The 25,064-nt window shown below is 68.3% G+C and carries 17 protein-coding genes and 5 tRNA genes; 11 read left to right on the top strand and 11 right to left on the bottom strand.

Annotated elements, in window-relative coordinates; translation table 11 throughout:
* Position 1 precedes the first annotated feature (1 nt).
* Positions 2-253 (bottom strand): DUF3073 domain-containing protein, encoded by a 252-nt coding sequence (locus ACIBEI_RS25395; protein WP_055613827.1) that lies wholly within the window; start codon positions 251-253, stop codon positions 2-4.
* A gap of 301 nt (positions 254-554) precedes the next feature.
* Positions 555-1,652, bottom strand: coding sequence for a Leu/Phe/Val dehydrogenase (locus ACIBEI_RS25390; protein ID WP_398892536.1), 1,098 nt, complete (start codon positions 1,650-1,652; stop codon positions 555-557).
* 233 nt (positions 1,653-1,885) lie between these two features.
* Here ACIBEI_RS25390 and ACIBEI_RS25385 point away from each other — a divergent pair, with 233 nt between their 5' ends.
* Together ACIBEI_RS25385 and bldC are read left to right on the top strand one after the other, a co-directional pair.
* A complete protein-coding gene (locus ACIBEI_RS25385) occupies positions 1,886-2,761 on the top strand; it encodes a hypothetical protein (RefSeq protein WP_398892534.1) in 876 nt (291 codons plus the stop codon).
* Positions 2,762-3,363: 602 nt separating this feature from the next.
* Complete coding sequence (bldC, locus tag ACIBEI_RS25380) at positions 3,364-3,570, top strand: developmental transcriptional regulator BldC (protein WP_027749187.1); 207 nt, start codon at positions 3,364-3,366, stop codon at positions 3,568-3,570.
* Positions 3,571-4,110: 540 nt separating this feature from the next.
* On the opposite strand, the gene ACIBEI_RS25375 is transcribed toward bldC, so the two are convergent.
* From ACIBEI_RS25375 to ACIBEI_RS25340, 8 genes are all read right to left on the bottom strand, one after another.
* Positions 4,111-4,302 carry a DUF6274 family protein gene (locus ACIBEI_RS25375; protein ID WP_200396847.1) on the bottom strand — a complete coding sequence of 64 codons (192 nt, stop codon included), beginning with the start codon at positions 4,300-4,302 and terminating at the stop codon, positions 4,111-4,113.
* Between the two features lie 324 nt (positions 4,303-4,626).
* Positions 4,627-4,701 (bottom strand) — tRNA-Asp (locus tag ACIBEI_RS25370).
* A gap of 94 nt (positions 4,702-4,795) precedes the next feature.
* Positions 4,796-8,764: an ATP-dependent RNA helicase HrpA gene (gene hrpA / locus ACIBEI_RS25365; RefSeq protein ID WP_398892531.1), complete on the bottom strand. Its 3,969-nt coding sequence runs from the start codon at positions 8,762-8,764 to the stop codon at positions 4,796-4,798.
* 108 nt (positions 8,765-8,872) lie between these two features.
* Positions 8,873-8,946: transfer RNA gene (locus ACIBEI_RS25360), tRNA-Phe, on the bottom strand.
* A gap of 23 nt (positions 8,947-8,969) precedes the next feature.
* Positions 8,970-9,044: transfer RNA gene (locus ACIBEI_RS25355), tRNA-Asp, on the bottom strand.
* A gap of 365 nt (positions 9,045-9,409) precedes the next feature.
* Positions 9,410-10,705, bottom strand: coding sequence for an MFS transporter (locus ACIBEI_RS25350; protein WP_398892529.1), 1,296 nt, complete (start codon positions 10,703-10,705; stop codon positions 9,410-9,412).
* A 227-nt stretch (positions 10,706-10,932) separates the two neighbouring features.
* Positions 10,933-11,008 (bottom strand) — tRNA-Glu (locus tag ACIBEI_RS25345).
* Positions 11,009-11,112: 104 nt separating this feature from the next.
* Positions 11,113-12,687 carry a metallophosphoesterase gene (locus ACIBEI_RS25340; protein ID WP_398892527.1) on the bottom strand — a complete coding sequence of 525 codons (1,575 nt, stop codon included), beginning with the start codon at positions 12,685-12,687 and terminating at the stop codon, positions 11,113-11,115.
* Between the two features lie 126 nt (positions 12,688-12,813).
* On the opposite strand from ACIBEI_RS25340, the gene ACIBEI_RS25335 reads away from it, so the two are divergent.
* From ACIBEI_RS25335 to ACIBEI_RS25300, 8 genes are all read left to right on the top strand, one after another.
* Positions 12,814-13,164, top strand: a complete 351-nt coding sequence (locus tag ACIBEI_RS25335; RefSeq protein ID WP_055613650.1) for a metallopeptidase family protein — start codon at positions 12,814-12,816, stop codon at positions 13,162-13,164.
* 386 nt (positions 13,165-13,550) lie between these two features.
* Positions 13,551-14,003, top strand: coding sequence for a hypothetical protein (locus ACIBEI_RS25330; protein WP_398892696.1), 453 nt, complete (start codon positions 13,551-13,553; stop codon positions 14,001-14,003).
* 312 nt (positions 14,004-14,315) lie between these two features.
* Complete coding sequence (locus tag ACIBEI_RS25325) at positions 14,316-16,523, top strand: DEAD/DEAH box helicase (protein WP_398892525.1); 2,208 nt, start codon at positions 14,316-14,318, stop codon at positions 16,521-16,523.
* Positions 16,524-16,691: 168 nt separating this feature from the next.
* On the top strand, positions 16,692-18,227 hold the full coding sequence (locus ACIBEI_RS25320) for an amino acid permease (RefSeq protein ID WP_398892523.1): 1,536 nt from the start codon (positions 16,692-16,694) through the stop codon (positions 18,225-18,227).
* 220 nt (positions 18,228-18,447) lie between these two features.
* Positions 18,448-18,520 (top strand) — tRNA-Lys (locus tag ACIBEI_RS25315).
* Positions 18,521-18,789: 269 nt separating this feature from the next.
* On the top strand, positions 18,790-20,247 hold the full coding sequence (locus ACIBEI_RS25310; RefSeq protein ID WP_398892521.1) for a hypothetical protein: 1,458 nt from the start codon (positions 18,790-18,792) through the stop codon (positions 20,245-20,247).
* Positions 20,248-20,289: 42 nt separating this feature from the next.
* The gene (locus ACIBEI_RS25305; RefSeq protein ID WP_398892519.1) at positions 20,290-20,619 is read left to right on the top strand and encodes a helix-turn-helix domain-containing protein; all 330 of its coding nucleotides are present in this window, start codon (positions 20,290-20,292) and stop codon (positions 20,617-20,619) included.
* 246 nt (positions 20,620-20,865) lie between these two features.
* Positions 20,866-22,647, top strand: coding sequence for a serine/threonine-protein kinase (locus tag ACIBEI_RS25300; protein ID WP_398892517.1), 1,782 nt, complete (start codon positions 20,866-20,868; stop codon positions 22,645-22,647).
* On the opposite strand, the gene ACIBEI_RS25295 is transcribed toward ACIBEI_RS25300, so the two are convergent.
* Entirely contained in the window at positions 22,644-23,522 is an 879-nt protein-coding gene (locus tag ACIBEI_RS25295) for a NaeI family type II restriction endonuclease (protein WP_398892695.1), read from the bottom strand. The genes ACIBEI_RS25300 and ACIBEI_RS25295 overlap by 4 nt on opposite strands.
* Positions 23,523-24,625: 1,103 nt before the next feature.
* Here ACIBEI_RS25295 and ACIBEI_RS25290 point away from each other — a divergent pair.
* Positions 24,626-24,919, top strand: coding sequence for a hypothetical protein (locus ACIBEI_RS25290; RefSeq protein ID WP_398892515.1), 294 nt, complete (start codon positions 24,626-24,628; stop codon positions 24,917-24,919).
* The last annotated feature ends 145 nt before the right edge of the window (positions 24,920-25,064 follow it).

The following is a 25,064-nucleotide window of genomic DNA, read 5'->3' as shown; positions in this document are numbered from 1 at the left end:
GTCAAGCGCCGCGGCGTTGAGACGTAGGGCCGGACTCGTCGTCCTCGTCCTCGTCATCGTTATAGAGATCCGCGTACTGGGCGTACGGGTCGTCTTCCTCGTCGTCGTCCTCGAACGGCTCGCCATTCGGCGGCTGTTGCGAAGTCGAAGCGCCCAGCTCATTGGCCAGACGCGAGAGGTCAGTCCCGCCGCTGCTGTACTTCAGCTGGCGGGCGACCTTCGTCTGCTTGGCCTTTGCCCGGCCGCGCCCCATGGCTCGACCCCCTCGGATACGGGGCTCGACGGCCCCAGAGTCTTGACACGCGTTCATGATCTGGAACGGGCTCTCCGTGGAGAGACCGGTCCGTAGGGCTTCCACGGTACCTGAGCCCACGCCCATACGGTACGTCGCCCGCAGGACGCGCCTGGACCCAGAACCCTCGGGGTGCCCTGTCCCCGCTGGTCAACCGCGATTTTAACCTCTTCTTGGCGAACGACCCGCCGACGAACGTGAGAGTTCTCTCCAACACCCGCCGACGGGTACCCGCCAGACGTCCCGGACAGGCCCTCGGGACTCAGGGACGGCGTGCCTCCGCCATGCGGTGTTCGGCGATCCGGTCGGCCGCCGCGGCCGGCGGAATCCCGTCCTCCTTCGCACGTGCGAATATGGCCAGCGTGGTGTCGAAGATCTTCGAGGCCTTCGCCCTGCACCGCTCGAAGTCGAATCCGTGGAGTTCGTCGGCGACCTGGATGACACCGCCGGCGTTCACCACGTAGTCCGGCGCGTAGAGGATCCCGCGGTCGGCGAGGTCCTTCTCGACGCCGGCGTGCTCCAGCTGGTTGTTGGCCGCACCGCAGACGATCTTCGCGGTGAGCACCGGCACGGAGTCGTCGTTCAGGGCGCCGCCCAGCGCGCAGGGGGCGTAGATGTCCAGTCCCTCGACCCGGATCAGCGCGTCCGTGTCCGCGACGGCCGTCACGCCGGACGACGGGTGCCTGTCCAGAATTCGCCGTACGGACTCCGCCCTGACGTCCGTGATCACGACCTCGGCGCCGTCCTCCAGCAGATGCTCCACCAGGTGGTGCCCGACCTTGCCCACGCCCGCGATGCCGACTCTGCGGCCGCGCAGCGAGGGGTCGCCCCACAGGTGCTGGGCGGAGGCCCGCATGCCCTGGAAGACACCGAAGGCCGTCAGGACGGACGAGTCGCCCGCGCCGCCGTTCTCGGGGGAGCGCCCGGTCGTCCAGCGGCACTCGCGCGCCACGACGTCCATGTCGGCCACGTACGTACCGACGTCACACGCGGTGACGTACCGGCCGCCGAGCGAGGCCACGAAGCGGCCGTACGCGAGGAGCAGCTCCTCGGTCTTGATCTTCTCGGGATCCCCGATGATCACGGCCTTGCCGCCGCCGTGGTCGAGCCCGGCCATGGCGTTCTTGTACGACATTCCGCGGGAGAGGTTCAGCGCGTCCGCGACGGCCTCTTCCTCGCTCGCGTACGGGTAGAAGCGGGTGCCGCCGAGGGCGGGGCCCAGAGCGGTCGAGTGGATGGCGATGACGGCCTTGAGACCACTGGCCCGGTCCTGGCAGAGCACCACTTGCTCATGGCCGCCCTGATCCGAGTGGAACAGGGTGTGCAGTACATCAGCAGGGGCGCCGGTTACGTCGGTCACGGTGGTGACTCCCAGTTAAGAAGCGGCGGTTGGGACGGCCTCCGTACGGGTGGCGGAGGTCTGTGTGGCATGAGATTAGAGCCTGGACACGACCGCCATCCGCGCAGTGGTCAGGATCACCCTCTCGCGGAGTACGGTCACGATGGGGCGTGGGACGATTTGCAGTGTTTTCCCGCACTCCTGTGAGCGGGTTTCGCGGGTTTTCCGTCGGGTCGGCGGGGGAGGGAGCAAGCGTGCCCAAGGTGTCCTCGTTGATCGTCCCGTACGCGTCCTATCTGCGCGTGTACGAACCGCTCGCGGCCTTCCCGGAGCCGGAGCGCGGCCACTGGGCCCGCTACGCGCGCCGGCCCGACCGCCCCTCCTACCAGGACGAACTGCGCCGGTCGCTGGCCGACTTGCTGCCCACCCCGCCGATCCCGGTGCCGGTGCACGAGAGCGGCGACGCGTTCGTCGCGGACGTGGACGGCGTGCTGTGCGTGTGCCCCTGGCGGACCCGGCTGCGCGGCTGGCAGGCCCTGGGCGACCTGGCGGAGGAGCTGCCCGCACCGGTCCTGGAGGCGGTGCTCCCGGCGGTCGTACGCCATCAGGCGACCCAGGACTACGAGCGCTGGCTGACCCGCAACCCCGATGCCCGGCCGTGGATCCGCACGTCGACCTGGCAGGTCCCGCTGAACTGGTTCGTGCTGGTCTCGGACGAGGAGCGCGAGTACGACAAGGGGACCGGCTCGACCGGCTCCGGGGGCGGTCCCGGGGCGGCGGAGGACCCGCCCGTCCTGCGTTACCGGACGCCGATGGTGCAGGCGCGGCGACGGGTGGCGCGGGGCCTGCGGACGCTGCGGGACGCCCTCGACGAGGGACCGCTCATCGACGGCCTGGTGGACGTCGGGCGCTGGCTGGAGGAGTTCCACCCGCGCTCACTGGTGGAGCTCGACTACGGCGGCCTGGTGCACGTCCTGCCCGCCGGGGAGCTCGACGGCGACCATTCGGCGGCCGACGTCGCCGAGGGCATCGAGGCGCTGCGTGCGGGCGACGGGGCGGGCGCCGGCGAGGCGTACGGCCGGCTCGTGGAGCGGTGGCGCTCGGTACGGGACCGTCGCTCGGCGAACTGAGGCCGAGGGGCCGAGGGATCTTCGGGGGCCCTGAAGCCGTGACCCCTGAAGCAGGGAGTCCGCATACTGGAGGTCCGCATACCGGCGTCGGAGGTCCGCCCGCCGGAGCGGGAGATGACCTGTGGGACTGATGGTCCCTGTGCGTCACGGGTTCTGACAGGACGTAAGTCCCTATCCGGGTCGTACGGGGTAAGCGTGACGGACGGCACTAACGCGGACCTTGCGTCTAACGCCCCTCCTCATGCCAAAATAGGACAAGGAGTCCGGGGAGGGCTCCTTCTGCCCACGTATGGGTGGAATCTCAGCATTGCACGCTATGGGGGGTCTGTTGACTCCTGATCGCCCTGTGACTGATCGTCACAGCGGCGTGACTGTCCGCTATGGCATGGTCCATCGGCTTCCGTCGCTGATGAACACCTGGGAGGGCAATTCCATCGGTTTGGCCGACGCGGCTGGACAGATGGTGTAGTTGTAGTGCCGAGGACAAGCCGTTCGTCCTATAACCGACTCGACCCGCATCCGCCATTTCGGGCAACGCGGGTCAAGGTGCAGAATTTAGAGGAAAGAACCGAGAAGGTTCGGTTCTCCCGAGGAGGCCGCTCATGACCGCTCGCACCCCTGATGCCGAGCCGCTGCTGACCCCCGCTGAGGTAGCCACGATGTTCCGCGTGGACCCGAAGACGGTGACGCGGTGGGCGAAGGCCGGCAAGCTCACTTCGATCCGCACGCTCGGCGGCCATCGCCGTTACCGCGAGGCCGAGGTTCGTGCCCTGCTCGCGGGCATTCCGCAGCAGCGCAGCGAAGTCTGAACAACAACTCCATAGCAGGGCATTTCGGCAGGTCCCCTAACTTGTCGGACTGCCCGAACCCAAGCTCCAAGCGACGCGGATCCTGCCCCAACGGGGTCCACGCCCAAGCGAGAACCACAAGCAACAAGGGTGCGTCGTAGATCGCGCTGGACTCCGCCGGGTCCAGTGCGATCTTTTTTTTGCGCCGATGGTGCGCCGATGGTGCGCCGATGGTGCGCCGAGGGTGTGTCGGCGGTGTTCGGTCATGTGCTGGTCATGGGGTACGCACAGGGTGCGGGGCCCGTCTGTGAGCGGCCTTGTCGCAGTCTGGGGAGACCTGTCGGATCAGCTGTGCGTGGCCCCGGAGTGGGGTGCAATTGCACATATTAAATTGACCAGTTGTAGGTGAGGGGTAAGTACCGCGGGTTTGAAAACTTATGCGGTGACACCCGTCACATGTCCTGGTCCTTGATGTGACTGGCGTCTCTGCGCTAGAGGAGGCCGTGCGCATCTGGCGTCGCCCGAGGGGCAGTTGGGGTGCGGGGCGCGTCGTACGTCCGCTCACGCCGGGGAGGGTGTCTCGTCCTCGTACGGGGTTTCGGGGCTCTCCTGGTCGTAGGGAGCGCTCTCGGAGGCCAGCCGGAGGAGTCGGTGGCAGATCGGGCAGTGCCTTGTCAGGTGGCGGTAGCCGGAGGCGGCCGACAGATGGGCGCGGAGGAGGGCTCGCGTCTCATGTCGAGCTGTCGCCGCCATGGTCACCTCCGGTGGGGTGTGCGGTGGGTGTCTTCGGCCCTGGTTTTTAGGTACTGGGGGAATGTGACGGCGTCAAGCCCAGGTTGTGCTGGGTGCGCTGCGCGGGGTCTGTGGGGTTTGGGTGGTGGTCTGTTGCCGGGTGCGGGGGTTTCTTGGGGGTGCGCCCAAGGGGGAGAGGCTTGGGGTGGTGTGTGCGGGTGCCGGTGCGTTGGGGCTTGTCGCGCAGTTCCCCGCGCCCCTGACGGGGCGGGACCCTGCGCCCCTGACGGGGCGGGGCATGACTAAGGCCCCGCATCCTTGCGGATGCGGGGCCTTCATCTGATGCGGTCCTGACGGGATTTGAACCCGCGGCCTCCACCTTGACAGGGTGGCGAGCACTCCAAACTGCTCCACAGGACCTGGTTTCGCAGTGCGGATCTTGCGTTGCGCTGCGAGACAGGACTCTACAGGAGGGTGAGCCCCCTGGGCGAACTCACCCACTGTGCAGGCGCCGTTACGGGACGGCGGCGTCGATCGCCTTCACGATGCGCTTGTCGGAGACGGGGTACGCCGTGCCCAGCGCGTGCGCGAAGTAGCTGACGCGCAGCTCCTCGATCATCCAGCGGATGTCCAGGACGGAGGAGGGCACGGGCCGCCCCTGCGGCATCTGTTCCAGGAGCCAGGCGTACTCGTCCTGCATCTCGTGGACCTTCTCCATGCGGCTGGTGTCCCGCTGGACGTTCGTCGGCATCTGCTGGAGCCGGCGGTCGGCGGCCACCAGATAGCGCATCAGGTCCGGCAGCCGCCGCAGACCCGTCTCCGTGACGAAGCCGGGCTTCACGAGGGCGTCCAGCTGCTTCCGTACGTCCGTGAGGTTCGCGAGCAGCACGGCACTCCGTACGCCCTTCAGACGGCGCTCACAGGCCTGCCAGGCGGCCAGGACCTGCTGGACCCGGTCGACCGTACGGACCGTCGTGTCGACGATCTCCGCGCGCACCTTCTCGTACAGCTTGCGGAACGACTCCTCGTCCCAGGCCGGGCCGCCGAAGTCGGCGATCAGCTTGTCGGCGGCGGCCGTCGCGCAGTCGTCGAAGAGGGCTTGGACGGAGCCGTGCGGGTTCGCGGACAGGGCCAGCTTGTGGGCGTTCGTGAGCTTGTCCGAGGCGAACTTGGCAGGGTTCACGGGGATGTTGCGCAGGATGAGCCGCCGCGTGCCCTTCCACATGGCCTGCTGCTGCTCGGCCTCGGTGTCGAAGAGGCGTACGGAGACGGTGTCGCCGTCGTCGACCAGGGCCGGGAAGGCCTTCACCGGCTGGCCGGCCCGGCGCGTCTCGAAGACACGGGTCAGGGAGCCGATGGTCCAGTCCGTGAGGCCCGTCCGTTCGATGGCCCCGCCGCCCTCCCGCTCGGCCGTCGCCGCCGCGGCCTGCGAGATCGCCTGGCGTGCCTTCGGCTTCAGGCGCAGCTTCAGGGCCTCCAGGTCCTTGTCCTCGGCCAGCTTGCGCCGCCGCTCGTCGACGATCCGGAAGGTGATCTTCAGGTGGTCGGGGACCCGGGACCAGTCGAAGTCGTCGGCGGTGAAGGGCACGCCCACCATGCGCTTCAGCTCGCGCGCCATCGTCGTCGTCAGCGGCTCCTGCAGCGGCACCGCCCGGTCCAGGAAGCGCTGCGCGAAGTTGGGAGCCGGGACGTAGTTCCGGCGGATCGGCTTCGGGAGGGAGCGGATCAGCTCCGTCACGACCTCCTCGCGCAGGCCCGGGATCTGCCAGTCGAAGCCCTCGTCCGTGACCTGGTTCAGCACCTGGAGCGGGACGTGGACGGTCACACCGTCCGCGTCCGCACCTGGCTCGAATTGATAGGTCACCCGGAACTTCAGCGGGCCCTGACGCCAGGTGTCCGGATAGTCGTCCTTGCTGACATCCCCGGCCCGTTCGTTGATGAGCATCGACCGCTCGAAGTCGAGCAGCTCGGGCTCCTCATGGCGCTTGTGCTTCCACCAGGAGTCGAAGTGCGCCCCCGACACGACGTGCTCGGGCACCCGCTGGTCGTAGAAGTCGAACAGCGTCTCGTCGTCCACGAGAATGTCGCGGCGCCGGGCGCGGTGCTCCAACTCCTCGACCTCGGTGAGCAGTTTGCGGTTGTCCGCGAAGAACTTGTGGTGCGTACGCCAGTCGCCCTCGACCAGTGCGTTGCGAATGAAAAGCTCGCGGCTGGCCTCCTGGTCGATCCGCCCGTAGTTGACCTTCCGCTGGGCGACGATCGGCACGCCGTACAGCGTGACCTTCTCGTACGCCATCACCGCGGCCTGGTCCTTCTCCCAGTGCGGTTCGCTGTACGTGCGCTTCAGCAGGTGTTCCGCGAGCGGCTCGACCCACTCGGGCTCGATCTTCGCGTTGACCCGGGCCCAGAGGCGGGAGGTCTCGACGAGCTCGGCGGACATCACGAAACGCGGGGGCTTCTTGAAGAGCGCCGAGCCGGGGAAGATCGCGAACTTGGCGTTCCGCGCGCCCACGTACTCGTTCTTCCCGGTGCTCCTCCCGCCCTCGCCCCCTGTCTCCTTCACGTCCTTCATGCCGATGTGGGAGAGGAGCCCGGCGAGCAGGGAGAGATGGACCTGCTGGTCCGGGGCGTCGTCTTCGTTCAGATGGATGCCCATCTGCTTGGCGACGGTCCGCAGCTGGGTGTAGATGTCCTGCCACTCGCGGATCCGCAGGAAGTTCAGGTACTCCTGCTTGCACATCCGGCGGAAGGACGACGAGCCGCGCTCCTTCTGCTGCTCGCGCACGTACCGCCAGAGGTTGAGGTACGCCAGGAAGTCCGACGTCTCGTCCTTGAAGCGGGCGTGCTGCTGGTCGGCCTGTGTCTGCTTGTCGGCCGGGCGCTCGCGCGGGTCCTGGATGGAGAGCGCGGCGGCGATCACCATGACCTCGCGCACACAGCCGTTCTTGTCGGCCTCCAGGACCATCCGGGCCAGCCGCGGGTCCACGGGCAGCTGGGCGAGCTTGCGGCCCCGGTCCGTGAGCCGCTTGCGGGCGTCCTTCTGGGCGGGGTCCAACGCGCCCAGTTCCTGGAGGAGTTGGACGCCGTCGCGGATGTTGCGGTGGTCCGGCGGGTCGATGAACGGGAACTTCTCGATGTCCCCGAGCCCGGCCGCGGTCATCTGGAGGATGACGGACGCCAGGTTCGTACGGAGGATCTCGGCGTCGGTGAACTCCGGCCGGGCGAGGAAGTCGTCCTCGGAGTAGAGGCGGATGCAGATGCCGTCGCTGGTCCGGCCGCAGCGGCCCTTGCGCTGGTTGGCGCTGGCCTGCGAGACCGCCTCGATGGGGAGGCGCTGGACCTTCGTGCGGTGGCTGTATCTGGAGATGCGGGCGGTGCCCGGGTCGATCACGTACTTGATGCCCGGCACGGTGAGCGAGGTCTCGGCGACGTTGGTCGCCAGAACGATCCTGCGGCCGGTGTGCTGTTGGAAGACGCGGTGCTGCTCGGCGTGCGAGAGGCGGGCGTAGAGGGGGAGCACTTCGGTGAAGCGGTAGTTCTTCTTCGTGATCGCGTCCGCGGTGTCGCGGATCTCCCGCTCACCGGATAGGAAGACGAGGATGTCGCCCTTGCCCTCGCCCTGGAGCTCCTCGACGGCGTCGCAGATCGCGGTGATCTGGTCCCGGTCGGCGTCGTCGCCGTCCTCTTCGAGGAGCGGGCGGTAGCGGACCTCGACCGGGTACGTACGGCCGCTGACCTCGACGATCGGGGCGTCCCCGAAGTGGCGGGAGAAGCGCTCGGGGTCGATGGTCGCGGAGGTGATGACGACCTTGAGGTCCGGCCGCCTGGGCAGCAGCTGGGCGAGGTAGCCCAGCAGGAAGTCGATGTTGAGGGACCGCTCGTGGGCCTCGTCGATGATGATCGTGTCGTACGCGCGCAGCTCGCGGTCCGTCTGGATCTCGGCGAGCAGGATGCCGTCCGTCATCAGTTTGACGAAGGTGCCGTCCGGGTTGACCTGGTCGGTGAAGCGCACCTTCCAGCCGACGGCCTCGCCCAGCGTGACGTCGAGCTCGTCCGCCACGCGTTCGGCGACGGTACGGGCGGCGATGCGGCGGGGCTGGGTGTGCCCGATCATGCCGCGGACGCCGCGGCCGAGCTCCATGCAGATCTTGGGGATCTGGGTGGTCTTACCGGAACCGGTCTCGCCGGCGACGATGACGACCTGGTGATCGCGGATGGCGGCCGCGATGTCGTCCTTCTTCTGGCTGACCGGGAGCTGCTCGGGATAGGTGATCGCGGGCACGCGGGAGCGGCGCTCGGCCATCCGGGCCTCGCCCTTGGCGACCTCCGCCTCGATCTCGGCGAGGACGGCGGCCCGGGCCTCGGGCTTACGGATCTTGCGCGCGCCTTCGAGCCTGCGCCCGAGCCGCTGCGCATCGCGCAGGGACAGCTCGGTCAGGCGGGGGGCGATGGCGCCGAAGGCGGGGGCAGGAGTCGTTGACATACGCCCTCCAGGATCTCACCTCGGGGAAACGAGGGGCGAACGCTTTTGTGCGGGCATACAACGCAGGCATACAACAAGGCCCCGATCCGGGGATCGGGGCCTGTGCTGTGGCTGGGGCCGGGGTCGAACCGGCGACCTACCGCTTTTCAGGCGGTCGCTCGTACCAACTGAGCTACCCAGCCGAGAGATTCACGAGGAATCTCAGCGGTCCTGACGGGATTTGAACCCGCGGCCTCCACCTTGACAGGGTGGCGAGCACTCCAAACTGCTCCACAGGACCAAGCTGTTGTGTGCGAACAGTGTCGCACACGGGGTTGCGTGCCCCCAACGTAATTCCGTCTGCCGCCGACGCCGGGGAGATGATTCCTGGTGAGGAAGGAGATGCTGGTCAGCTGGGGTGACGTCGCTGAAGCAGCGTATCAGAGGATGAGCGGTGGGCCGAAAACGCGCTGGGTGCGGGGCCGGTGACCCGGCGGCGGGTGCTGCCCGTGACCCGGACGTGTGACGGCTGGGCGTACGGCCCGGTCGTGACGCCGATTTTCCGCGCGTCGACACGACCGTCGGACGGGTTCGTCAGGCGGGTTCGTCGGACGGGTTCGTCAGGCGGGCGGGACAGACAGCGCCGTCGGCCCTCGGGGCAGGCCGTCACGGTGTCTCCTCGGTGGAGGGCGGTCGGCGCATGCGGCGGATCTCCTTGCGCAGGAGGAACGGCAGTCCGCCGACGGTGACCAGGCCGGCGACGGCCAGGGCGGCGGCGAGCCCGGTGCCCTCGCCCCACACGTCGGAGGCCCAGCCGGCGAGAAAGCCGCCGGCCACCGCTCCCACGGGGATGGTGCACAGGTTGATCGTGCGGGCGGTGGCGTGCACCCGGCCCAGGAGGTGGGGCGGGGTGATCAGCTGGCGCAGGGTGATGACGGTGATGTTCCAGACCGGCAGCCACAGCGCGGAGACGAAGGCGATGGCGATGACCACGGCGCTCGATCCGGTGGCCAGGGCCAGCGGGGCTCCGGCCCAGACGATCCCCTCGGTCGCGGTGGCGAGCAGGACGGGGCCGGCTCCCATCCGGTGGACGAGGCGACGGCTGACGACGGCGCCGAGTACTGCGGCCAGGGCGCCGGCGGTCAGGACCGCGCCGGCCTGTGCCGCGGACAGGTCCATGGCGCGGTAGAGGAACAGCAGCAGGACGGTGTCGACCATGGCCATGCTGAAGTTGCGCAGCGCGGCGGCGGCCGAGAGCCATCGCAGGACGGGGGTGCGCCACATGTACCGCCCGCCGTCCAGGATCTGTTTCCGCCAGGGGGCGCCGGTCGGGTCGGGTACGGCGGACTCGGGGGTGCGGATGGTGAGCAGGCCGGCCGCGGAGGCGAGGAAGCTGAGCGCGTTGGCCGCGACGGCGAGCGCGGGGCCCAGCAGCTGAGTGACGGCGCCGGCGATGGCGGGGCCGCCCGCGCGGGCCACACTGCTGGACATTTCGAGGCGCGCGTTGCCGAGCGGCAGGAAGTCACGGCCGACCAGGCGGGGCAGGTGCGTCTGATAGCCGACGTCGAACACGACGGTGCACACGCTCGCCAGCGCCGCCGCGGCGTAGAGGTGCCACAGCCCGAGAGCGTCCGTCAGCGCCAGCACCGCGACGGACAGGAAGAGGACCAGCCGCAGCAGATCCGCGCCGATCATGAAGGGGCGGCACCGGACGCGATCCATGAAGGCGCCGACGAACAGGCCGAGCGCGGGAAAGGCGATCGTCGCCATCGCGTGCAGCACGCCTATCTGGGGCCCGGTGGCGTCCAGCACCAGAATGGCCAGGCTGGGCAGGGCGAACAGGGACACCTGGTCGCCGACGAGGCTGATGCTCTGCCCAAGCCACATCCGGCGGAAGTCCCGGCGGCCCGCGTCCTGTGCGGTGAGATCCGTGCCGTCGGCCGGCGCCCCCTGGACCGCCAAGCCGGGCCCTCCTCATCGCGCGCCGACGCCGCCGCCCGCGCCGCAGCTCTGTTCGCTCTCTTCCAGCTCTTCTAGCAAAGGCCGCACGGCGCAACCAGTACGCCTCGGAGCGGAGGGGCGGTTCCCGGACAGGTCTCGACAGGTCGCGGGCCGGGGTCGGAGCCGGGGCTGGGAAAAAACAAATCGCAGGCCAGAGAAGACTCTGACCTGCGACTCATACAAGTAGCTGGTGCCCCCAACGGGATTCGAACCCGTGCTACCGCCTTGAAAGGGCGGCGTCCTAGGCCGCTAGACGATGAGGGCTATCGGCCCGCCTGGGCGCCTTGCAGCGCGTCGGGGACGTGAGAAGCATATGGGATGTCGGGAGGGATCGCCAAAACGGTTTACGGGGTGGGTTCGGAAACGGATTACGGGGTGGGGGTGGAGGGGGTCGGGGTGGCCGGGGTGGTGACGGCGCCCGGCTGGTTCTCCTTGGGGAGGTGGCGGCTGACCTCGGCCGTGGTGAGTCCGAGACCGCCCAGTTTGATCTCGTCCCAGGCCTGGAGACGGCGGGTGTCGCGGTCGAGGTAGAGGATCGACGTCTCGATCGGTGCGGGGTCCTCGCCCTCCAGCGCGCGCAGACCGCCGCCGCCCGTGGAGCCCTCGATGCGCAGCCGGGTGCCGTACTTCAGGATCTCCATCTCCTGGTGGTGGAGGTGGCCGGCCAGGACCAGGGGCACATCGCCGTCCGTCTGGCGCGCGGCCGTCGGGTTGTGCGCGACGGCGATGTCGACCGGGGTGCCGGCCGCCTTCTGGTCGCGCAGGGAGGAGGCGAGGCGGGCGCCCGCGAGCTCCTCCGACCGGTCGCCGCCCAGCTTGGCCGTGCGGTCGGGGGTGAACTGCGGGTCCCCGACGCCCGCGAAGCGCAGGCCCGCCACCGAGACGGCCCGGCCGTCGTCGAGGACGTGCACGTTCTTCATGCGCTCCAGATAGTCCTGGGTGACCCGGCCGTCGTGGTTGCCGCGCACCCAGACGTACGGGGCGCCGAGGTCGGACGCCGGGTCCAGGAAGCCGTTCTCCGCCGCCGTGCCGTGGTCCATGGTGTCGCCGGAGTCGACGATCACGTCGATCTTGTACTGCTTCACCAGCGAGGCGATGATCTTCCAGCTCGCCGGGTTGAGATGGATGTCGGAGACGTGCAGGACGCGGATGGTGGAGGGGTCGGGCGCGTAGGCGGGGAGCGTGGACGTGACGTCGTACAACTTCGTCACGTTCGTCACCAGGCGGGCCAACTCCTTCTGGTAGACGTCGAATTCGCTGACGATGCTGCGGGCGTTGCCGACCACCGAGGGGGCGGAGGAGAGCAGGCCGGAGAACTTCGGCTCCAGGACCGAGTTGGGGTTCCAGGTCGCGAAGGCCGTCCCTCCCGAGGCCGCCAGCAGGGTCAGGGCCAGGCCGCCCGCCGCCAGGGCCCGGCGTGGGCGGCGGTAGACCGCGAGACCGAGGGCGGTCGCGCCGGAGACGACGGCGACGACGGACCGTACGGCCAGGTCGAGGGTGCCGTCGCCGACGTCCTGGGCCACCTCGTCCTGGAGGCCGGAGAGGCGTTCGGGGTGGTCGACGAGGGCCTGGGAGCGGACGGGGTCGAGCTGGTCGACGTCCACGTCGAGGCGGAGCGGTGCCGTGTGGCTGCGCAGTTCCAGGGCGCCCAGCGGCGAGACGTTGATCTTCGTGCCGCCCGTGAGGGAGGGGCGCAGCGTCATCGTGGTGTCCATGGGGCCCACCGGCGCCCGGACGTTCCCGACGATCAGCAGGCCCAGCCACGCGCCGAACAGCACCACGGTGACGAGGCCCAGGGCGCGGGCCCAGGGGTTCGGTTGGGGGACGAGTTCGACAGCGGGGGCGACGGGGTGTGTGCGGCGTGCGCGGTAGCGGCGTACGAGGGCGAGGGGAGCCCGTCGTACACGGTGCAGAGCGGTGGCGGCAGCGGGGACGCGGGCCATTGGTCCCGTATGCCCAGAGGCGGGGGCGGATATGCGGCGCGGCTTCCGCTCTCGGGCGTGCCCCGGGGTGTGTTCTCGTACGCCGCGTCCCATGGCGTCCGCGCTTCGGTGCCGGACAATGGCCCTGTGCTGGAGATGACGCGCGAGGAGTTCGAGGAACAGGTCGCCGAGGCGCTGGACCGGATTCCGCCGGAGCTGACGCGGCTGATGGACAACGTGGCGGTGTTCGTCGAGGACGAGCCGCCCGCCGACGACCCCGAGCTGCTCGGGCTCTACGAGGGGACTCCGCTGACCGATCGCGGCGAGTGGTACGCCGGGGTGCTGCCCGACCGGATCACGATCTACCGGGGGCCCACGCTGCGGATGTGCGCGACGCGGGAGGAGGTGGTGGCCGAGACCGAGGTGACCGTGGTCCACGAGATCGCCCACCACTTCGGCATCGACGACGCGCGGCTGCATGCCCTCGGGTACGGGTGACGGATACGCGGGCGGGGTCCTTGGGCACGGGTGACGGATGCGCGACTGCTGCCCTCGGGTAGGGGTGGCGACGCACGGGCGCAGGCCGATGCGTTCGGGTGGCCACGTGCGGCCGCGCGCCCTCGGATGCGCGTGGCTGCTTGCCCTCGGAGGCGGGTGACGAGGCGGGTGACTCCGGGCGGGTCACTCGGGGTGGGTGACATATCTCTCGGCGTCCGCGGGCGGTTCTCCCGTGTCTCTCCGGCGTTCGCGTGTCTTCTTGTGGGCGGCGGGAGTTGGGCAGGGGGACTCCTCACACCGCCCGGAGGTGGCTGCCCGTGTGCGCCAAGTACGTGCCCGTCCGTCTGGCCGCCGCCGCCCTGGCCGTCGCCGCGTCCGCCGGCTGCATGAGCGTCGGTGACGACGGGGGCGACCACGCGAAGCCCTCGCACTCGGCCGGGCAGCGGGGCGGTGAGGCGCCCGACGGCGGGTCCGCGGTGAGTGGCGGGGGCCCCGGCTACCGCGGGGCGGGTGACGGAAAACACGGTCCGGTGAAGCCACACGAGTCGGCGTCCGGGTCGGCGTCGCCGTCCGCGGGGGAGAGCGGGACGGCCGCTCCGCCCAAGTCGGGCAAGGATGGGAAAGACGGGAAGAAGCCCAAGCCGGGGGCCCCTTCACCGACAAAGGCCCAGCCCACGCCGACGCGACCCGCCCCCGAGCCGACGCCCACCAAGGAGGAGCCGCCGCCTCCGTCACCGGACCCGACCACCGCCGAGCCGTCGTCCTCGGCGCACCCGGAGCCCGAACCGCAGCTCGTGGAGCGGCGGGAACCGGCACCGCAGGCCGGTGTCGAGGCTTGAACGGGCCCGGTCGCAGTGGGCCTGGTCACAACGAGTTTGGTCGCAACGGGCCTGGTCACAGGCGGTGCGTCCGGGCCCGGCGGCAGGATCCGGAGGCCGTGTGACCAGAGCCTCTCGGAGCCGGTTTGCCTTACCGGGTGGGGGGTGCGTATGGTGGTAGATCGTTTGATCCCATTGCCCGGCGCCAGTTAGAGCGCGCCGTGTGGCGCGTACTCTCCCTTGCCGTGGCTGACCGCATTGAGGCGGTCGTTTGCGAAATCACGGAGTTGACGGGCGCGTGCCGTACGAGACTCCGGAAGGTTTCGCATTCGCATGTCCATTTCCAGTACTGATCACGTCGTCGTGCCCGAGAACGAGAACATCGGGGACGCTGCCGACGAGACTGCCGCGCCTGCGGCCCCCGAGGCTCCCGAGACTCCCGAGGTCACCTTCGGCGACCTGGGTCTGCCCGAGGGCGTCGTGCGCAAGCTCGCGCAGAACGGCGTGACCGCCCCCTTCCCGATCCAGGCCGCGACCATCCCGGACGCCCTGGCCGGCAAGGACATCCTCGGCCGTGGCCGCACCGGCTCCGGCAAGACCCTCTCGTTCGGCCTGCCGCTGCTGACGCAGCTCTCCGGCGGCCACACCGAGAAGAAGAAGCCCCGCGCCATCATCCTCACGCCGACGCGTGAGCTCGCGATGCAGGTCGCGGACGCCCTCCAGCCGTACGGCGACGTACTCGGCCTGAAGATGAAGGTCGTCTGCGGCGGTACGTCGATGGGCAACCAGATCTACGCCCTGGAGCGCGGTGTCGACGTCCTCGTCGCCACCCCGGGCCGGCTGCGCGACATCATCAACCGCGGCGCCTGCTCCCTGGAGAACGTCCAGGTGGCCGTCCTCGACGAGGCCGACCAGATGTCCGACCTGGGCTTCCTGCCCGAGGTCACCGAGCTGCTCGACCAGATCCCGGGCGGCGGCCAGCGCATGCTGTTCTCGGCCACGATGGAGAACGAGATCTCCACGCTGGTCAAGCGCTACCTGACCAACCCGGTCACGCACGAGGTCGACAGCGCCCAGGGCAACGTCACGACGATGTCCCACCACATCCTCATCGTGAAGCCCAAGGACAAGGCGCCGGTCACCGCCGCGATCGCCTCCCGCAAGGGCCGCACGATCATCTTCGTCCGTACGCAGCTGGGCGCCGACCGTATCGCCGAGCAGCTCTGCGACTCCGGTGTGAAGGCCGACGCGCTGCACGGCGGTATGACGCAGGGCGCCCGTACGCGCGTCCTCGAGGACTTCAAGAAGGGTTACGTCAACGCGCTCGTCGCGACCGACGTCGCCGCCCGCGGTATCCACGTCGACGGCATCGACCTGGTCCTGAACGTGGACCCGGCCGGCGACCACAAGGACTACCTGCACCGCTCCGGCCGTACGGCCCGCGCGGGCCGCTCCGGCACGGTCGTCTCGCTCTCCCTGCCGCACCAGCGCCGCCAGATCTTCCGGCTGATGGAGGATGCGGGCGTCGACGCCTCGCGCCACATCATCCAGGGCGGTACGAGCTTCGACCCGGAGGTCGCGGAGATCACCGGTGCCCGGTCGATGACCGAGGTCCAGGCCGAGTCCGCGGGCAACGCCGCGCAGCAGGCCGAGCGCGAGGTCACCGACCTCACCAAGCAGCTGGAGCGCGCGCAGCGTCGTGCCGTCGAGCTGCGCGAGGAGTCGGACCGGCTGATCGCCCGTGCCGCGCGTGAGCGTGGCGAGGACCCGGAGGCCGCGCTCGCCGAGGCCGCTGCCGTGGTCGAGGCGGCCGCCGCGGCCGTCGCCGAGCAGGCGGTGGCCGAGGAAGCCGCCGCTGCCGCGCGCGAGGAGCAGCCGCGTCAGCGTCGTGACGAGCGCGGCAACTTCGAGCGCCGTGACCGTCGCGACGACCGTCCGTCGGGCGGCTTCAACCGTGACCGCGGTGGTGACCGTGGCGGCGACCGTGGCGGCTTCCGCCGCGACGACCGTCCCTCGGGCGGTTTCCGTCGGGACGACCGCCGCGATGACCGCGGTGGCGACCGTGGCGGCTTCCGTCGCGACGACCGTCCGTCGGGTGGCTTCAACCGTGACCGTCGTGACGAGCGTCCCGCCGGTGGCGACCGTGGCGGCTTCCGCCGTGACGACCGTCCGTCGGGTGGCTTCAACCGTGACCGTCGTGACGACCGCGGTGGTGACCGTGGCGGTGACCGTGGTGGGTTCCGTCGTGACGACCGCCCCTCGGGCGGTTTCAACCGTGACCGTCGTGACGACCGTCCCGCCGGCGGCGACCGCGGCGACCGTGGTGGCTTCCGCCGCGACGACCGTCCCGCCGGTCACAGGGGCAGCGACCGTCCGTTCAACCGCGACCGGCAGGGCGACCGTCCCTCGGGCGGTGGCTTCCGCTCCGGTGGCCACGACCGCCCCTACGCCCGTCGTGACGACCACCGCGGCGCCGGTTCCGGCTCGGGCCCGTCCTTCGGACGCCGTGACGACAAGCCGCGCTGGAAGCGCAACGGCTGACATCGCCTGAGCGGCGACTACTGAACAACTGAAGGGGCCCGGACGACCTCGGTCGTCCGGGCCCCTTCGCGTGCCTGGGCACGGGCGACGATGTGCGTGTACGGCACGTCAATTTTTGGCCAATCGCCTGGCGCATGTCGTACCCCCGGCAGGGGAATTGCTGGGGGCATGACAGATGACGCCAAGGCAAGTGGGCTGTCGGACGAGGAACGTCTCGCGCAGCTCGGCTACACGCAGGTCCTCGCCCGCCGCATGTCGGCGTTCTCCAACTACGCGGTCTCCTTCACGATCATCTCGGTGCTCTCCGGATGTCTGACGCTCTACCTGTTCGGCATGAACACCGGCGGGCCGGCCGTGATCACCTGGGGCTGGGTGGCGGTAGGCCTCATGACGCTCTTCGTCGGGTTGGCGATGGCCGAGATCTGTTCGGCGTACCCGACCTCCGCGGGCCTGTACTTCTGGGCCCACCGCCTCGCCCCGCCGCGTACGGCCGCGGCCTGGGCGTGGTTCACGGGCTGGTTCAACGTCCTGGGCCAGGTCGCGGTGACGGCGGGCATCGACTTCGGCGCGGCCTCGTTCCTGGGCGCGTATCTGAACCTGCAGTTCGACTTCGAGGTCACACCGGGCCGTACGATCCTGCTCTTCGCCGGAATCCTGGTCCTGCACGGCCTGTTGAACACCTTCGGCGTACGCATAGTCGGCCTCCTCAACAGCGTCAGCGTGTGGTGGCACGTGGTGGGTGTGGCGGTCATCGTGGGCGCGCTGACGTTCGCGCCGGACCAGCACCAGTCGGCGTCCTTCGTGTTCACGGAGTTCGTGAACAACACGGGCTGGGGCAGCAGTTTCTACGTCGTCCTGCTGGGCCTGCTGATGGCCCAGTACACGTTCACCGGGTACGACGCCTCCGCGCACATGACGGAGGAGACGCGCGACGCGTCGACGGCCGGCCCGAAGGGCATAGTCCAATCGATCTGGACATCATGGATAGCGGGCTTCGTCCTGCTCCTGGGCTTCACGTTCGCGATCCAGTCGTACGAGGGAGCCCTCGGCTCGCCGACAGGGGTCCCCCCGGCCCAGATCCTCCTGGACGCGCTGGGCGCGACGGCGGGCAAGCTGTTGCTCCTGGTGGTGATCGGCGCCCAGCTGTTCTGCGGCATGGCGTCCGTGACCGCCAACTCCCGCATGATCTACGCCTTCTCGCGTGACGGGGCCCTGCCGTACTCGCACCTCTGGCACACGGTGAACCCGCGCACACGCACGCCCGTCGCGGCGGTGTGGCTCGCGGCGCTGGGCGCGCTGGTGCTCGGCCTGCCCTACCTGATCAACGTGACCGCCTACGCGGCCGTGACGTCCATCGCCGTGATCGGCCTCTACATCGCGTACGTCATCCCGACCCTGCTCCGCCTGCGCAAGGGTGAGGCCTTCGACCGCGGCCCCTGGCACCTGGGCCGCTGGTCCCGCCCGATCGGTGTGGTGGCGGTGGCATGGGTCGCCGTCATCACGATCCTCTTCATGCTGCCCCAGGTCTCCCCGGTCACCTGGGAGACCTTCAACTACGCCCCCATCGCCGTCCTGGCCGTCCTCGGCTTCGCCGCGGCCTGGTGGTTCGCCTCGGCCCGCCACTGGTTCCTGAACCCGGACCACGAACGCACCCACGCCCGAGAGGCGGCCCGCAAGGGCGCCCCGGATCCGGTCGATCCGTAGCGTTGTGCGCCTTACGTTCCTCTACGGGTGCTCCATCGATGCTCAATCGATGCTCCATCGGGGCCCCACCGAAGCTCCACCGCGGCTCCATCGGGGCCTCACCGGGGCTCCATCGACGTGGCCGGGTCACCGATACCCGATCGGAGTCCCGGCCACGTCGGGCTATGCTCGTTCCTGCATCGACACGGGTCGGTGCGTGCGCCGGCGTGGTCCGGCGCACGGACCCTTAGCTCAATTGGCAGAGCAGTGGACTTTTAATCCATTGGTTGTGGGTTCGAGTCCCACAGGGTCTACGGATGCGGGGAAGGGGAAACCCCTTCTGACCTGCAGGGCAGCGCCCGGGTCGGCTTCGGTCGGGTCGGGCGCTGTGGCGTTTTCGGGGTTCTGCGTGAGCGATGCGTGAGCGGATGTTCGGGGGCGCAAGCCAGGCAACGTCCGCGCGGCAGCTAGCCGGCGATGCGCGCGGCCGACGACACGCCGATGACCACTCGCTTCTGCGAGGCTCACTGGTCCTACGGTATGAGCGCGAGACGCACACGGCAGTAGGGGGCAAGGGGCGGTCATGGACTCATCTGAGGAAACACTCGTCGTACTGACCGCGCTGCCCCTGGAGCGCACTGCGATGCGGCGGCTGCTGGAGGGGCTGGAGAGAGTCGACCACGCGGGAACGGTGTTCGAGCGAGGTCGGCTGCCGGGTACATCCTGGACGGTCTATCTGGCCGCCACCGGGCCGGGGAACGACTCTGCGGCGGTGATCACCGAGCGGGCCATCAATTTCGTACGTCCCCAGGCTGTTTTCTTCGTCGGTATCGCGGGATCGCTCAAGTCCGACGTCTCCCGAGGCGATGTGGTGGTGGCTCTTGAGGTGTACGCGTACCACGGGGGCAAGGAGAGCACGGAAGGGTTCAAGGGACGTCCGCGCAGCTGGGAAACTTCCCATCCGCTCCAGCAGGTGGCCATGTACGTCCACAGCGTGGATGACTGGAGGGGAGCGCTGTCGGAGGCGGAACGAGCCACGACCAAGGTGCACTTCAAGCCCATCGCGGCGGGCGACCTCGTGCTGGACGCTCCGGCCGAGTCGCCGTCCCGAGTCCACTTGGACCGGAACTTCAACGACGCCGTAGCTGTGGAGATGGAAGGCGCGGGTTTCGCCAACGCCGCCACCAAGGCGGGTGTTCCCTTCCTTCTGGTCCGCGGGATCAGCGATTTGGCGAATGGAACCAAGCAGAGCACCGATGGTGTCGGCATGCAGGAAACCGCTGCGACGCACGCTGCTCTGTTCCTGACGGAAGTGATCGCCCAGTTCAAACCTGCGAACGCTGACTCCCGCCCCAAGCCACCTGCTTCCGGACAGCACACCGACGAACTGATCTGGCAACCTCTCGATCAGCCCGCCAGCGTGGCTTGGTACAGGGACCTCGTGCCGTCGAATGGCTACACCAATGGTCCTTCCCTGCTGGAGATTCACTTGGTGCCTATTCCAGTGACAAGCAGAGTCACCGCGTCCCGCATGCGAGAGCTGCCCGAGGAACTGGTGAACCTCGGCCGTTCGAAGGGGCTGTTTACGAACGCCGAGCAGGTCGAGGTCCACAACACCGCTGATATGACGGTGGTCGCCGTTGCCAATCCTCGGGGGCGCTCGGCCGGACTGGCGATCACTCGATCCGGGCAGAGAAGTGCCTGGGACTCGCTTCCCAAACCAGGCATCACGTACGTACTCGATGAGAATGATGCCCGCGAACGGATCACGGCTCTGCTGGAGTTGCTGGAAGCTGTCGATGGACAGACCGCTCCGGCCTTTGCACTGGCGGCCGGCATCGAAAACACCATGTTGGTGACCGCCGAGCGCCTCAGCGAGGTGGACCCCCACCGGTCTAGCGGGATGCGCATGACGGATACTCCCGTCCGTGTCCAGCCTGAGGAAGCGGTCACGGCGGCCGTGGTTGCTAGCCGCACCAGTGACCTGGCCGAGGAAATGGCTGCCCGCTTGCTTTACGCCTTCGGCGCCCCTGGTCGCTAGTGTCCTGAGTCGTTAGTTTGCTTGCGGTTATAGGGTGGGGTGATGCCTGGCCCGAAGCCGTTGCCGCTGGAGTTGTCCGATCACGAAGGCCGGGTGCTGCAGGGCTGGTTGCGCAAGCAGTCGGCGTCTCAAGCACTGGTGCTGCGGTCGAAGATCGTGCTGGTGTGCGCGGAGGGCCTGCCGAACGCGCGGGTCGCGGACGATCTGGGCGTCTCGCGAGAGACGGTACGCAAGTGGCGGTCCCGGTTCGCCGTGAACCGGCTGGAGAGCCTGGCGGACCGACCGCGTTCGGGGCCACCGCGAAGGGATCACCTACGAGCAGGTCGAAGCCCTGGTCGCCAGGACGCTCGGCCAGGCGCCACCGACGGGTGATTCGCACTGGTCGACGCGTTCGATGGCCGAGGCTGAGGGCATGTCGCAGTCGGCCGTCTCGCGGATCTGGCGGGCGTTCGGCCTCAAGCCGCACATCGTGGAGACCTGGAAGCTGTCGACCGACCCGCAGTTCGTGACCAAGGTCCGCGACGTGGCGGGCATCTACCTCGCCCCGCCGGAGAACGCTCTGTTCCTGGGGGCAATTGGCCGACGTCACCGCCCCGAGGAGGTCAGTAGGGTGGGTTCATGCCGAAGCACGAACCGTTCATCATCGACGGAGTCACTTACGAGCGCGATTCAGCTCCGGGAGCGGGCGGCTCAGCCGTGGTGTGGAAGGCCCGCCGTAAGCCCGACGGTCAGGTGTTCGCAGTCAAACGGATTAAGAAGGACCGCGACGCGGACTCCGCTCGCAACAAGCGTTTCAAGCAGGAGATCGAGTACGGACAGACATCGAGCCACCCGAACGTCGTGTGTATCCACGCGCGCTCAGAGGACGCGAACTTCTTCTACTACGTCATGGACTTCTACCCGATGACGCTGCGAAACGTGATCAACGACGAAACCGATGCTGACGTCCTTCTCGACTACGCGCGCCAGCTCTGCGATGCACTCGCGTACGTGCACGGCGACGGCATAGTGCATCGCGACATCAAACCTGAGAATGTCCTCGTCGACCCCGATGCGCGCCGGCTCGTCCTGGCCGACTTCGGCATCGCGCATTTCAAGGACTCCTCGCTCACGAATCGCGGGGACCTCTTGGTGAACCGGAACTACCTCGCTCCCGAGCAGATGGTGAGGAACAACGCCCTCGGTATCGGCAAGCCGGCGGACATCTTTGCGCTCGGCCTCGTCATAACCGAGATGTTCACGAAGCAGAACGCCCGAGGGCGACGACACGCGCTTGTGCGCGACCGCTACCCCTTCCTGGCAGACCTCGACTTGATCATTGAACAGATGCTGCTCCAAGACGAGGCGCAGCGGCTCCGCATCGACACCGTACGCGGCATGCTTCGGGTAACCCTTGAGCGGCTGGACTCGGCAATCGAGGAGATCTCCGATGATCTGCGCCCCACCGAAGCGTCCGCCGACAGGTCGTCCGGCGAGGTCGAGCGGATCCTCGGCCGTGCCGCGAGAGACGTGCTGTCGGCGAAGCATGTCTTCGAGCGGGTCGCCGACGGAGAGCTCGACCGATTCAACCTCAACTATCACTGCGAGGTTGCGTACCGGGTGAGCACGGAGCTGTTCAATACGTGTGCTCAAGCCGTTGTTTATGCCTCGTGCAAGGCGAAGTTCGACTATGAGGGCGCCGGGCGGTGGGACGAGAACGACGACGCTCGCGTGGTGTCGGCCGCCAAGCCCGGACTCCAACGCGAGCTGGAGACGATTCTGGCTGATTTCCCCCTCCCTCGGTCTTCGCTCTGGGGCGGTCTGCCACGGCGGTCGGCTCACTTGTTCCGGTTCTGCAAGGACTACCACTGCGAAGAGCTGCTGACGAGCATCCGTGAATCTGTCTACGGTGAAGGCAATCGCTCGTTGCAGGCGAATCTGATCGACGCCCCGATCCTCTGGATCGCCCGCTGGATGCGTACGAGTCTGGACACCGACTACCTGGAGTTCGACAAAGCAGTTCGCGAGGACATCGGCTTCGAGCGCCACCTCTCGGTGCTCTGGGACAATACGCTTCCGTTGGATTCGGCCCGAGAAGTGGTGGGAGCGGATCTGTTGACCGAGCCGCTCAACGCCGACCGCGTCGCCGGCACACTGCAGGCGCTTGAAGCGAAATGGGATGTCTCCGTGGGAGAGCTCGTAGACGGTGGGTACTCGGTCATGTTCCGGTCACGCAACACGTACCGCTGCTTCCATGACGAGGCGCTCGCCCTCGCAGAACCGGGCTCAGTATTCGAAGCCGACGTCCTCGATCTGCTCCGCCCTGAGGCGGAGTTCGACGACCTCGTCGCACTCACATGGGATCGGGACTTCGACGTGGCCATCACGCTCGGGAAGGTCCTCGGCACCCCCACGCGCTAGTGGGGTGGACGGGGCCGGTCGGGGAGAGCGACTGCGGGTAGGTGGACCTCTGGGTCGCTCGGACCAGCCACGCACCACAGGGCCCCGCCGAGGGCGATTGCGGGGCTGCCGTTGTGCTGGAGTGATGCGGGGGTGAGCCGAACGCTCATCCATGTGCTTGGTGCAAGGACGGGTAGGCCAAGGCTGGAGGCCCACTCGATGTCGCGGGGGCGAGTGCCATTCAGGATGAGCACACCTCGACTGGCGAGCCTGTGCCGTGCCTCTCGTGCTCGCTTTACGCCATCAGCTTGCATGGTGACGGCAGAAAGATCTGCCGTGGTGATCGCAGTGAGTTGGGCCCGCATGAACAGCTCCTCGGTGCGAGCCTGCCCCGAGGATTTGGCGAAGATCCTTTCCACCGTGCCAACAGGCAGTCGGCGCAAGGCATGCTCAGGCAACGGCAGGTCGTGGTGAATCCAGAGGATCGCTTTCCGGCCTTCCGCACTCACCCCGCGCTTCCCGTCGCGGTTGGCGCCCGTGCGCATCAGTTTGGACCTCACCCGTAGCAGGCCGAGGCTCCATAGGCCGCGGGCGTCGTCGGCGCGCACGACCAGGCACAAGCCACCTTGAAGCTCAGGTGGGAACATCCAGTTGTTGCCGTGGGCGAACTTCACATCGACCTCATGTCCGGCGAGCATGAAGTCCAGGTGTAGTCCGTCGGCTAGGCCCAACTCACGTTGCATCCGTTGGCGCACCGTGGTGCCAAAGCCTGTCTTCTCGGCCTTGGTAAGTTGGGACCAGAGGTAGCGGCCGGTGTGCGCGGGGTCAAGCAGGTGCCGTCCCGCGCCGTCAATGACAGACCCCATTCGACTGCCGTCCGGGTCCAGGCGCAGCATTTCCGAAAAGACCTCTGCTAGTTCGGCGTCCTGCTCCACGGCCGGGACACGCCCACGTGCCGGCCCCTCCAACAAGGACACTGCCCCCTGCTGTGCTTTCCGCTCGACAAGTGAGGCATTGGTGTCCGCCGCTGCCCGCCCGGTTCCGCGGGAGGAGTCGGCCGGGGCGACCTGGTCGATGAGATCGGTACGAGTCGTCGGCCACTCCAGAGGGCTGGCGGGGGTAGGGCCCGGGAGGTCCGTGGGGCTTGCGGCTTCCGTGCTACGGGACGCGAGTAGGTCCTCTGCCTCGGCTAGGCGGCGTTGTGCGGCGCGTGCGGCTCGATGGGCCTCGTCGCGTTCGGCCTCAGCGCTCGCTAGGTGGGTCCGCAGCTCGGACGGCTCGACTTCGGAGCCAGCGCTCGAAGGGCTCTCAGGGACATGTGCCGATGTGCCACTGACCGTGGTGCGCCCCAAGGCTCCCAGCATCAGCAGCGTGGTCACTAGCGTGCGTGACCGGGCGGATTCTTTTTCTGCCTCGGTAGCGGTTTGGAGTGCGACGGCGAGTTGGGCCTGGACATTGATCAACTCGCGCTGAACCCGGACGAGTTCGGCCAACGAGCCGCCGTCGTCCGGCGCCACCTCGGGCCGCGAAGGTACCGGTTCGGCATCTTCCGACCAGGCTTGATGCAGTAGGGAGACGGCCCGTTCCCTGAGGGCGTTGGCACTCCGCTCATCGGGGACACAGACCCTGATGACAGCCTCGATCAGACGGCGTTCGTTCTTCAACCCGACACCGCTCAGCTTGCGGTAGAGCGTCGACCGGGCCGGCAGCTGGCTCTTCAACTGGCCGCCGGTCTTGAGTCGTTCGTGGACGTCCTCGACGGAGAGCCTCGCCTGTGAACGTATGTCCAGTAGGAGCAGTACTAGCGCGTCTACGGCTTCCGAACCCGTTGATGGCGGCTCAGCAGGCCGTCCACTGCCTAGGGGTGGGGGTGTCATGTTGTTCCTGATTCTCTTGGCAAGAAGAGCATTTTCTCCGATAGAACCGAGAAAAACTAGTGGGTGAAGTCTCTAGGAGGAAGGCTGATCACCACAGCCCCAACCGAGAGGATTCCTTACCCATGCGCCGTCCCACCCCGCTCCGCCGCTCCCCCGCCCTGGACCTCGTTGCCTTCTTCATGGTGCTCGCAACCGGGGTCACGCTGGTGGCCCTGGGGCTGTCGCCGGAGTCCCTCGCCGCCGTGACCATCGCCCTGGGGGGTCTGTACTCGGCGTGGCGAACGGGTCGGCCGCCCGCCGCTCCGTCCGCTGAGACGGACGCCCGCCAGAAGGGGCCCCGATCCGTTGAGAGAGGTGAGGAGGAGAGGGCAGAGCGACTCGGGAGCGAGGCCCCTGAGAAGGAGGACGTCAGGTAAGCGTCCTCCGGGCCAGCCCTGGCCCGCTGCCCAGCGGGCCAAATGACGTAGCTAGGGCGCCCGTGCTTAGCGGCGTCGTTGGTCAGCGATCGCCGAACGGACGGGGCCGAGATCTACTTGCCGCCGGTACGGCGGCTGCGGGGGA

It is taken from the genome of Streptomyces sp. NPDC050988 (assembly GCF_044456225.1).
Classification (GTDB): Bacteria; Actinomycetota; Actinomycetes; order Streptomycetales; family Streptomycetaceae; genus Streptomyces.
Note: the sequence above shows the minus strand (reverse complement) of the source record. Positions and strands in the feature narration are given on the sequence as shown.